Genomic DNA, 11123 nt, shown 5'->3' with positions numbered 1-11123 from the left:
ACCGGGGGCCCAATCCCGCCCCCGTACGATGACCGGGCGAGCCACAGGAGGCGGAGTGCAGGTCTGGCGGCTGCAGAACGTGCCGTCCACGTTCGGACCCTGCGTGGTCGCCTCGGGCAACTTCGACGGCGTGCACCGTGGGCACGCGATGCTGCTGACGCGGCTGATGATCCACGCCCGGGAGCGCGGACAGACGCCGGTGGTGCTCACTTTCGACCCGCACCCAACGGCGGTGCTGCGGCCGGACCGGGCGCCGAAGCTGATCACCCCGATGCCGGAACGCATTCGGCTGCTCGGCGAGGCCGGCGTCGAGGCCGTGGTGATCATCCCGTTCAACCGCGAGATCGCCGCGGTACCCGCCAGGGACTTTGCGCAGTATGTGTTGGTGGACACGCTGCGCGCCTCGGTGGTCGTGGTGGGGGAGGACTTCCACTTCGGCGCCAACGCCACCGGGGACGTGCCGAACCTGCGGGCCATGGGTCGACTGCTGGGCTTCGAGGTGGATGCGGTCGACGTGCAGTCCGACAGCGTGGCCCGGCTGTCCTCCAGCCGGGTCCGGGAGCTGATCGCCGAGGGCGATGTGGCCGGCGCCGCAGAGATCCTGGGTCGGCCGCACACCGTGACGGGCGCGGTGATGAGCGGCGAGCGGCGCGGCCGGGAGCTGGGCTTCCCGACGGCGAATCTGGCCTGCCCGCCGGAGGTGGCGGTGCCCGCGGACGGTGTCTACGCGGGCTGGTTGACCGCCGCTGATGGTGTGCCGATGCCGGCGGCCATCTCCATCGGCACCAACCCCACGTTTGCCGAACACCTCAGCCGGCGGGTGGAGGCCTATGTGATCGGTCGCGACGATTTGGAGCTGTACGACCAACAGGTCACGGTGTCATTCGTGGCCCGGCTGCGCGGCATGGAGGCCTTCGACAGCGTGGAGGCGCTGGTGGCGCAGATGAACGAGGACGTGGCGGCGGCGCAACGGGCGTTGGCCCGCGGCGCCGCCTGACCCTGGCCCCCGCGTCCGGTTGTGGCACGGACGCGGAGGCCGGTCTCCCCTGGGATTAGCCGAAGAGCATGTTGACGAGGTTGTTCAGGCTGCCGGTGACCTGGCCAGTGATGGTGGTGAGGTTGGCGCCGAGGTTGAAGAGGATGTTCTGGAGGTGCATGGGGACTCCTAGGTCAGAGAACGGACAAAGTGGGGAAAGGGGGCCCTCTGGCCTTCGTGGGCGGGGCGTCACTCTGGCCGCCGGCTTTCTGCCCGGTTAATGACCTTTATCACCCCCCATTTGGGGGTAATTTGCCAGGCAATGCCCGGGCTTCGTCCGGCATTAACCGCGGATCCATCAAGGTGCCTCGCCGGCGGCACGCTGCCGACGCGCTGATAGCCTGAGCGCTGCCGTGCAATCGGCCGCGGAGACAGAGAGCCCGGGTGGACCTGCCCCGGCGCACCGCGCAACGATCCTGTGAAGGAGTTGGTGTCACCGTCATGCCGCTCGACAGTGCACAAAAGAAGACGATCCTGACCGACTACGCCCTGTCCGAAAACGACACCGGCTCCCCGGAGGCCCAGGTTGCGCTGCTGACCAAGCGCATCTCCGACCTCACCGAACACCTGAAGAAGCACAAGCACGACCACCACAGCCGCCGCGGCCTGCTGCTGCTGGTCGGTCGTCGCCGGCGTCTGCTGCAGTACCTGGCCCGAACCGACATCGCGCGCTACCGCTCGCTGATCGAGCGCCTCGGTCTGCGCCGCTAGCACGCCCGGCCACACACCGAAAAGCACTGCGTCAACCGCAGGAGCGGTCGGCACCGCGGGGCGATCCCGCTGCCGGTCCTCGGTAGTGGCACCCGGGCGGAAACGCAGTCCGTGTGCCTCGATCGAAGACCGGTCGAGAACGTCGCGCGCACCCGGCCGCCTCCTCAACACAAAGGAGGGGCGCCCATGGAGGGTCCCGAGATCACATTCGCCGAAGCCCGGATCGACAACGGTTCGTTCGGCACCCGCACCGTCCGCTTCGAGACCGGCAAGTTGGCCCAGCAGGCCGCCGGTTCCGCCGCGGTCTACCTGGACGGGCAGACGATGATTCTGTCCGCCACCACGGTCGCCAAGTCCCCCCGCGAGGGCTTGGATTTCTTCCCGCTCACCGTGGATGTCGAGGAGCGGATGTACGCCGCCGGGCGCATCCCCGGCTCGTTCTTCCGTCGGGAGGGCCGTCCGTCCGAGGACGCCATCCTGACCTGCCGACTTATCGACCGGCCACTGCGCCCGACCTTCGCCAAGGGCCTGCGCAACGAGATCCAGATCGTGGAGACCGTGTTCGCGCTGGACCCCGACGACCTCTACGACGTGGTCGCGATCAACGGCGCGTCGATGTCCACCCAGCTGTCCGGCATCCCGTTCTCCGGGCCGATCGGCGGCGTCCGGGTGGCGCTGATCGACGACCAATGGGTCGCCTTCCCGCGGCACTCCGAATTGGCGCGCGCGGTGTTCGACATGGTCGTCGCCGGTCGGGTGCTGGAGGACGGTGACGTCGCGATCATGATGGTGGAGGCCGAGGCCACCACCGAGACCATCGAGCTGATCGCCGGTGGCGCCACCGCTCCCACCGAGGAGGTGGTGGCCCAGGGCCTCGAGGCGGCCAAGCCGTTCATCGCCACCCTGTGCGCGGCGCAGCGTGAGGTGGCCGATAAGGCCGCCAAGCCCACCGCCGAGTTCCCGATCTTCCTGGATTACCAGGACGACGTGCTCGAGGCCGTCACTGCCGAGGCCAGCGGACAGCTGGCCATCGCGATGGCGATCGCCGGCAAGCAGGAGCGCGAGACCGAACTGGACCGGGTGAAGGCGGACACCATCGCCAAGCTCTCCGCCCAGTTCGAGGGCCGGGAGAAGGAGCTGTCCGCCGCGTTCCGCTCGGTCACCAAGAAAACCGTCCGGGCCCGGATCGTCAAGGACAAGGTGCGCATCGACGGTCGTGGGCTGCGCGACATCCGCCAGCTGCAGGCCGAGGTCGAGGTCATCCCGCGGGTGCACGGCTCGGCGCTGTTCGAGCGCGGCGAGACCCAGATCCTGGGCGTCACCACGCTGAACATGCTGCGCATGGAGCAGATGATCGACACGCTCAACCCGGAGAAAACCAAGCGCTACATGCACAACTACAACTTCCCGCCGTACTCCACCGGGGAGACCGGCCGCGTGGGTTCGCCCAAGCGCCGGGAGATCGGGCACGGCGCGCTGGCCGAGCGGGCGATCCTGCCCGTGCTGCCCAAGCGCGAGGAGTTCCCGTACGCGATCCGTCAGGTCTCCGAGGCGCTGAGTTCCAACGGCTCGACGTCGATGGGTTCGGTGTGCGCGTCCACGCTGTCGCTGCTCAACGCCGGTTGCCCGCTCAAGGCACCGGTGGCGGGCATCGCGATGGGTCTGGTTTCCGAGGGCGGGGAGTACGTCACCCTCACCGACATCCTCGGCGCCGAGGACGCCTTCGGCGACATGGACTTCAAGGTGGCCGGCACCAAGGACTTCGTCACCGCCCTACAGCTGGACACCAAGCTGGACGGGATCCCCGCCTCGGTGCTGGCCGGTGCGCTGACCCAGGCCCGGGAGGCCCGGTTACACATCCTGGGGGTCATGCAAGAGGCCATCGACGGTCCGGATGAGATGAGCGAATACGCGCCGCGCATCATCACCATCAAGATCCCGGTGGACAAGATCGGCGAGGTGATCGGCCCGAAGGGCAAGATCATCAACCAGATCCAGGCGGACACCGGCGCCGAAATCTCCATTGAGGACGACGGCACCATCTACGTCGGTGCGACCAACGGTCCGGCGGCGGAGGCGGCGCGCAACACGATCAATGCGATCGCCAACCCGACCATGCCGGAGGTCGGCGAGCGGTACCTGGGCACGGTGGTCAAGACCACCACGTTCGGTGCGTTCGTCTCCCTGGTGCCGGGTCGCGACGGGCTGCTGCACATCTCGCAGTTGCGCAAGCTGTCCGGCGGCAAGCGGGTGGACAACGTCGAGGACGTGCTGGCCGTCGGGGCCAAGGTGCTCGTCGAGATCGCCGAGATCGACCAACGCGGCAAGCTCTCACTGATCCCGGTCATCGAGGGCGAGGAGTCTGGCGGCGACGCCGCGGACGCCCCGGCCGAGTGACGAGCGTCGATCTGGGGCAGCAGCGTCCGGGCACCACCCGGACGCTGCTGGCGCCCGGCGCGGACGGCGGCGCGGTGCGCCGCACCGTGCTGCCCGGCGGGTTGCGCATCATCACCGAGGAAATGCCCTCGGTGCGTTCGGCCACCTTCGGCATCTGGGTCGGGGTGGGCTCGCGCGACGAGACGCCGCGGCTGGCCGGGGCCACCCACTACCTCGAGCATTTGCTGTTCAAGGGCACCGCCCGCCGCGACGCGTTAACCATCTCCTCCGCGCTGGATGCGGTGGGCGGGGAGATGAACGCGTTCACCAGCAAGGAGTACACCTGCTACTACGCCCGGGTGCTGGACCGCGACCTGCCCCTGGCCATCGACGTGATCGCCGACATGGTCACCTCCTCGCTCATTGCCCGCGCCGACGTGGACGGCGAGCGCGGGGTGATCCTCGAGGAGATCGCGATGAACGAGGACGACCCGGCCGACGCGGTGCAGGAGGCCTTCGCCGGGGAGCTGTTCGGGGACAGCCCATTGGGCCGCCCGATCCTGGGCACCGTCGCCTCCATCAACGCGCTGACCCGCACCTCGATCAACGGGTGGTACCGACGGCGGTACGTGGCCCCGAACATCGTGGTCGCCGCGGCCGGGAATCTGACGCACCGTGCGGTGGTGCGCGCGGTCTCCGCGGCCTTCCGCGCTGCGGACGCGCTCGGCCCGGCCGACACCGTGCCCGCCGCCCCGCGCCACGGTGCACAGCGGTTGCCCGGCCGCGCCGCGGTGCGGGTGATCGAGCGACCCACCGAGCAGGCCAACCTGGTGCTCGGCGTGCCCGGCATGGCCCGCACCGACGACCGCCGGTTCGCGCTCGGCGTGCTGAACAGCGCACTGGGCGGCGGAATGAGCTCGCGGCTGTTCCAGGAGGTGCGGGAGAAGCGCGGTCTGGCCTATTCGGTGTACAGCTTCGCCGCGCACTACGCCGAACTCGGCATGTTCGGCGTCTACGCGGGTTGCCTGCCGGCGAAGGTTGACGAGGTGCTCGATGTGTGCCGGACCGAGTTGGCACGGGCAGCCGCGGACGGCATCACCGCGGAGGAGTTGCGCCGCGGCATCGGCTCGCTCAAGGGCGGCTACGTGCTGGGCCTGGAGGACACCGGCCAGCGGATGACGCGGCTGGGCAAATCCGAGCTGGCCTACGGCGAACTGCTGTCCATCGACGAGGTGCTCCGGCGCATCGATGCGGTCAGCCTGGACGACGTGCGCGCAGTGGCCGCGGACCTCCTGGCCGCCCCGCAAACGCTGGCCGTGGTGGGCCCGTTCGGCCCCGACCGCGACTTCGCCGCCCCCGCCGCCTGAATCCGCCAACTCCGTCCGGGGTTTCGGGCTATCAAGGGCCGCTGATGCCCCGAACCGCCGGACGCAGATGAGGTTCGACAGGATGGGAGCCGTGACGATCAAGGTTGGCGTGTTGGGCTCGGCCGGGCGGATGGGCGAGGAGACCTGCCGGGCGGTCGAGGGCGCCGAGGACATGACACTGGTGGCCCGGGTCGACCAGGACGACCGGATCGAGACGTTGGCGGAGAACGGCGCGCAGGTGGCCGTCGATTTCACCCACCCCGGCGTCGTTATGGGCAACCTCGAGTACCTGATCTCCCACGGCATCTCCGCGGTGGTCGGCACCACCGGTTTCGACGAGGAGCGGCTGGCCCAACTGCGCACCTGGCTGGCTGCAAAACCTGAGGTCGGCGCGCTGATCGCGCCGAATTTCGGCATCGGCGCGGTGTTGATGATGCGTTTCGCGGCGCAGGCGGCGCGGTTCTTCGAATCCGTCGAGATCGTCGAACTTCACCACCCGAACAAGGTCGACGCGCCCAGTGGCACCGCCCGGCGCACCGCGGAAATCATCGCCGCGAGCCGGAGCGCAGCCGGCCTGGGGGCCATGCCGGATGCCACCCGAACCGGGCTGCCCGGCGCGCGCGGCGCGGACGCCGACGGGGTGCCGGTGCATGCGGTGCGGTTGCGGGGTCTGGTCGCCCACCAGGAGGTCCTGTTCGGCGACGAGGGGGAGACGTTGAGCATCCGTCACGACTCCCTGCACCGGTCCTCGTTCATGCCCGGGGTGCTGCTCGGGATTCGCCGGCTGGCCGCGGGGGCGCCCGGGCTGACCGTGGGCCTGGAAGCCTTCCTCGATCTGGAAGGTTGAGCGGCCTGACGTCCCGTCAGATCCCTTGCGCCACACAAGTCACACTGGTTTCGGTCTGGTTGGGAACATGACTCAACATCGACCGTGAGTTGTTCTCAGCCGACGCCGCAATTGGGGTAATCGGCGGATAAGGTTCGGGCACCGCTTCCCCCGCGATCCGTGATCGCACGACCCACCCATGAGGTTTTCGGATGAGTCTTCGAGCACCGCGACGTCTCGCGGCGATGATCGCCGCCCCGGTTCTGCTCGCGGCCGGTGTGGCCACGGCGGCGCCGGTGGCGGCAGCCTCGAAGGACCCGGACGTGCCCAAGTACAAGGGTGGTGCGATCGCGATACGGGTCCAGCTCGGCGTCGGTGGGCAGACCCTGCTGGACACCGTGCTGCCCGACCCGATCAAGTTCCCGACCGGCGGCGCCGCCAACGTGCTGGAGCTGCCGAAGGAGCTCTCTCAGGTCGCCACCCTGCAGGTGCTCGATGAGAGCGCCGGCATCGGTCGGGACAACATCTTCGCGGCCAACGCGCACACCGCGGGCCTGTCCGTGCTCGGTAACCTGGTCGGCGCGCTGGTGTTGAACTCGGACTGCACCGCGAATCGTCGGGAGGTGCGCGGGGATTCGCAGGTCGCCGGTTTGACGTTGTTGGGCAACAAGATCCCGGTGGACCCGGGCCCCAATTTCGCCGTGGAGATCCCGGACGCGCTGAAGACGCTGATCAGCGGGGGTATCTACATCGATGAGCAGAGCGACCTGCCCGACGGTGGCAAGCAGATCCGGGCTCTGCACGTGCACCTGGTGGTGGCGCCCAGCGCCCTGCAGACGGCGCTGAACTCCGCCATCGCGGAGGTGCGCGCGGTTGCCGAACACCTGACCACGGCGGTGGAGAACGCCACCGGCGAGACGCTGAACACCCTGCTCGCCCAGACCCATGGCGCCGGTGAGGGGACGCACGGCGCGCTGGCGGAGAAGCGGGTGCGCGCGGCCGCCAAGGCGGAGCACAGCTCACGGGAGACGTCGCACGCCAAGGTTGCGGCCCCGGTGCAGCAGGCCGCCCCGGCGGCTCACGCCGCGCCGCAGGCCCCGGTCGCCGCGGCCGCCCCGGCCGCCGCGCAGTCGGCGAGCACCGCACAGACCGGCACCACCAAGGCCGACGGTGCCGCCATCGACCGGCACGCGGCCACCGAGTCCGCGACGCAGACCGATGCCACCGCCACCCGGGACCAGGCGATGGACGAGCGGGCAGAGCGGGGTGCGAAGACCGCTGAGCAGGCGCAGGACGCCCAGCAGGCGGCCGCCACGCAGCAGGCGAGCGCGCAGAACCAGCAGACCGCGGCGGATTCCGCGGCGGCCGCGCAGCGCGCGCAGACCACCGAGCGCACCGTGACCGCCAACCGCGAGGCCAAGCAGGCGGCCGACGCCAAGGCGGCCACCACGCGCGAGGAGACCCGGGCCAAGTACTTCGCGCACGACAAGGGCGACGGCGCCGACCTGAGCGTGGCCGAGCGGGCCTCGGCCCCGAAGGTCACCCCCCAGGCCTCGGATGACGTCGCCGGCCTGGTGGGCGTCGACGTGATCGTCAGCCAGGTGGACTGCACCGGAGCGGAGCTGCTCGCCAAGCACCACAACCTGCCGAAGACCGGTGGCGACAGCAAGGTCTCCCGTGACCTCGCCGCGAGCGGCCTGGCGCTGCTGATGGCCGGTTCCGCGGCGGTGTACGCCGTCCGGCGCCGCGGGCGTCACCACCTGGGCTGAGCACTCGGTGACGGCCGGCTCCGACTCTGTCGGACCCGGCCGTCATGCTGTTCGGCGACAGGTAGAGCCACGGGAGGCGGGAACCGGTGACCACGGTGCAAGCGGCAGGTGTCGAGATGGATGAGCAGACCATCGAGTTCCGCAGCGCGATGACCGTCGAACTGGTCAAGGCAAACGCCTCCGACGCGGATGTGCTGTTCGCGGCGCGGGTGTCCACCAAGGGTGAGCAGTCCCGCGAGGACGTGGATGCGGACGCGTCCCGCAGCGCCGGACTGATCCGGTATCTGATGCGGGATCGGCACGGCAGCCCGTTCGAGCACAACTCGATGACGTTTTTCGTCGAGGCGCCGATCTTCGTGTTCCGCGAGTTCATGCGGCACCGAATTGCCAGTTACAACGAGGAGTCGGCGCGTTACAGAGAATTACGTCCGGTCTTCTACGTGCCGGGTCCGGAGCGGAAGTTGCGGCAGGAGGGCAAGCCGGGCGCCTACACGTTCGTGGACGGCACCCCGGAGCAGCACGAACTCGTGGTGCGGGCCACCGAGGAGTCCTGTCGGCACGCGTATGCGGCCTACCAGGAGATGCTCGCCGCCGGCGTCGCCCGCGAGGTGGCCCGCATCGTGCTTCCGGTGACCACGTACTCCTCGATGTACGTGACCATGAACGCGCGGGCCCTGATGAACTTCCTGTCGCTGCGCACCAAGCGTGAGGACTCCACGTTCCCGTCGTTCCCGCAGCGGGAGATCGAGATGGTGGCCGAGGAGATGGAGCGGTGCTGGGCAGAGCTGATGCCGCTGACCCAATCCGCATTCGACGGCAATGGGCGCGTCGCGCCATAACTTGTGCGGGATACTTCGAACATGACTGGCCCGACCATGAGCCCCGCGACCCCCTTCGGCCGGGTGCTCACCGCGATGGTGACCCCGTTCGACGCTGACGGTGAGTTGGACACCGACGGCGCCGCCAATCTGGCCGAGCAGCTGATCGACGCCGGGCACGACGGCCTGGTGCTCAACGGCACCACCGGTGAGTCGCCAACCACCTCCGACGCTGAGAAGGAACGGCTGGTCCGGGCCGTGCTGGAGGCGGTGGGGGACCGGGCGGCGATCGTGGCCGGCGTCGGCACCAACGACACCCGGCACACCTGCGAGCTGGCCCGGCAGGCCGAGAAGGCCGGGGCGCACGGGCTGCTGGTGGTCACCCCGTACTACAGCAAGCCACCGCAGTCGGGTCTCTACGAGCACTTCCGCACGGTGGCCGACGCCACCGGGTTGCCGGTCCTGCTCTACGACATCCCCGCCCGTTCCGGGGTGCCGATCGCCACCGAGACGCTGATCCGGCTCGCCCAGCACGAGCGCATCGTCGCGGTGAAGGACGCCAAGGACGACCTGGCCGCCGCTAGCCAGGTGATGGCCGCCACCGACCTGGCGTACTACTCGGGCAGCGACCTGTTCAACCTGCCGCTGCTGTCCATCGGTGCGGTCGGCTTCGTCAGCGTGGTCGGGCACGTGGTCGCACCGCAGCTGCGCGACCTGGTCGATTCCTACGTGGCCGGCGACGTGGCCCACGCCGCCGCCATCCACCGGGACCTGCTGCCGGTCTACGAGGGCATCTTCCGCACCCAGGGCGTGATCCTGGCCAAGGCCGCGCTCGCCCTGCAGGGTCGACCCGGTGGTCCGGTCCGGCTGCCGCTGGTCAACGCCACCGCCGCCCAGATCGAGACGCTGAAGACCGATCTGGTCGCCGGGGGCGTCGCTCTCGCATGAGCCATCCACATCCGGAACTGGGTCCGCCGCCGCCGCTACCGGCCGGTGGGCTCCGCATCGTGCCGTTGGGCGGGCTGGGCGAGATCGGTCGCAACATGACCGTGTTCGAGCACGCCGGCCGATTGCTGATCGTCGACTGCGGGGTGTTGTTCCCGGAGGCGCACCAGCCCGGCGTGGACCTGGTGCTGCCGGACTTCAGCTACGTCGCGGACCGCCTGGACGACATCGACGCGATCGTGCTGACCCACGCGCATGAGGACCACATCGGTGGCGTGCCGTACCTGCTGCGCCGCAAGCCCGACATCCCGTTGATCGGCTCCAAGCTCACCCTCGCGCTGCTGGAGGCCAAGCTGGCCGAGCACCGCATCAAGCCCTACACGTTGCAGGTGACCGAGGGGGACACCGAGCGTCTCGGGTCGTTCGAGTGCGAGTTCCTCGCGGTCAACCACTCCATCCCGGACGCGTTGGCGCTGGCCATCCGCACCCCGGCCGGGCTGGTGCTGCACACGGGTGACTTCAAGATGGACCAGCTGCCGTTGGACGGTCGGCTGACCGACCTGCCGGGCTTCGCGCGGCTGGGCGCCGAGGGTGTGGACCTGTTCCTGGTCGACTCCACCAACGCCGAGGTGCCCGGCTTCATCCCCAACGAACGCGACATCGCCCCGGCGTTGGACAAGGTGTTCCGGCGCGCTCAGCGGCGCATCATCGTGGCCTGTTTCGCCTCGCACGTGCACCGGGTGCAGCAGGTGCTGGACGCTGCCGCCGCGCACGGTCGCAAGGTGGCCATGGTGGGGCGCTCCATGGTGCGCAACATGGGGGTGGCGCGGGACCTGGGCTTCCTGCACGTGCCGCCGGGGCTGATGGTGGACATCAAGGCGATCGATGATCTGATGCCCGATCAGGTGGTGCTGCTGTCCACCGGCTCGCAGGGTGAGCCGATGTCCGCGCTTTCCCGGATGGCCAACCGGGATCACGCGATCAGCATCGTCACCGACGACACCGTGATCCTGGCGTCCTCGCTGATCCCGGGCAACGAGAACGATGTGTTCCGGGTGGTCAACGGGCTGACCCGGCTCGGCGCGCACGTGGTGCACAAGTCCAACGCGATGGTGCACGTGTCCGGGCACGCCTCGGCGGGCGAGCTCATCTACTGCTACAACCTGGTCAAGCCGCGCAACGTGATGCCGATCCACGGCGAACCGCGACACCTGCGGGCCAACGCCGAGTTGGCGATGCTCACCGGGGTGCCGCGCGAGCGCGTCGTGATGGCCG

At 69.4% G+C, this 11123-nt stretch carries 9 protein-coding genes; all 9 read left to right on the top strand.

Annotated elements, in window-relative coordinates:
- Positions 1-55: 55 nt before the first annotated feature.
- Positions 56-997 carry a bifunctional riboflavin kinase/FAD synthetase gene (locus VGJ14_13570; protein HEY2833450.1) on the top strand — a complete coding sequence of 314 codons (942 nt, stop codon included), beginning with the start codon at positions 56-58 and terminating at the stop codon, positions 995-997.
- Positions 998-1477: 480 nt separating this feature from the next.
- Entirely contained in the window at positions 1478-1747 is a 270-nt protein-coding gene (gene rpsO, locus VGJ14_13565) for a 30S ribosomal protein S15 (protein HEY2833449.1), read from the top strand.
- A gap of 186 nt (positions 1748-1933) precedes the next feature.
- Positions 1934-4144, top strand: a complete 2211-nt coding sequence (locus VGJ14_13560; protein HEY2833448.1) for a polyribonucleotide nucleotidyltransferase — start codon at positions 1934-1936, stop codon at positions 4142-4144.
- Complete coding sequence (locus VGJ14_13555; GenBank protein HEY2833447.1) at positions 4141-5490, top strand: pitrilysin family protein; 1350 nt, start codon at positions 4141-4143, stop codon at positions 5488-5490. Before VGJ14_13560 ends, VGJ14_13555 begins: the two co-directional genes overlap by 4 nt.
- Positions 5491-5581: 91 nt before the next feature.
- Complete coding sequence (dapB, locus tag VGJ14_13550; GenBank protein HEY2833446.1) at positions 5582-6337, top strand: 4-hydroxy-tetrahydrodipicolinate reductase; 756 nt, start codon at positions 5582-5584, stop codon at positions 6335-6337.
- Positions 6338-6528: 191 nt separating this feature from the next.
- On the top strand, positions 6529-8085 hold the full coding sequence (locus VGJ14_13545) for a choice-of-anchor P family protein (GenBank protein ID HEY2833445.1): 1557 nt from the start codon (positions 6529-6531) through the stop codon (positions 8083-8085).
- Between the two features lie 116 nt (positions 8086-8201).
- Positions 8202-8924, top strand: a complete 723-nt coding sequence (gene thyX / locus VGJ14_13540) for an FAD-dependent thymidylate synthase (protein HEY2833444.1) — start codon at positions 8202-8204, stop codon at positions 8922-8924.
- 21 nt (positions 8925-8945) lie between these two features.
- Positions 8946-9851, top strand: coding sequence for a 4-hydroxy-tetrahydrodipicolinate synthase (dapA, locus tag VGJ14_13535; protein HEY2833443.1), 906 nt, complete (start codon positions 8946-8948; stop codon positions 9849-9851).
- Positions 9848-11123, top strand: a 1276-nt coding sequence (locus VGJ14_13530; GenBank protein ID HEY2833442.1) for a ribonuclease J, incomplete at its 3' end; no start/stop codon positions are given. The genes dapA and VGJ14_13530, both read left to right, overlap by 4 nt.

It is taken from the genome of Sporichthyaceae bacterium (assembly GCA_036493475.1).
In the GTDB taxonomy this organism is placed as follows: domain Bacteria; phylum Actinomycetota; class Actinomycetes; order Sporichthyales; family Sporichthyaceae; genus DASQPJ01.
Note: the sequence above shows the minus strand (reverse complement) of the source record. Positions and strands in the feature narration are given on the sequence as shown.

What these genes read in the sequence shown, in the direction of transcription:
- rpsO (HEY2833449.1), top strand. Translation starts at nt 1,478, where the DNA reads ATGCCGCTCGACAGTGCACAAAAGAAGACGATCCTGACCGACTACGCC.
- VGJ14_13560 (HEY2833448.1), top strand. Translation starts at nt 1,934, where the DNA reads ATGGAGGGTCCCGAGATCACATTCGCCGAAGCCCGGATCGACAACGGT.
- VGJ14_13545 (HEY2833445.1), top strand. Translation starts at nt 6,529, where the DNA reads ATGAGTCTTCGAGCACCGCGACGTCTCGCGGCGATGATCGCCGCCCCG.
- thyX (HEY2833444.1), top strand. Translation starts at nt 8,202, where the DNA reads ATGGATGAGCAGACCATCGAGTTCCGCAGCGCGATGACCGTCGAACTG.
- dapA (HEY2833443.1), top strand. Translation starts at nt 8,946, where the DNA reads ATGACTGGCCCGACCATGAGCCCCGCGACCCCCTTCGGCCGGGTGCTC.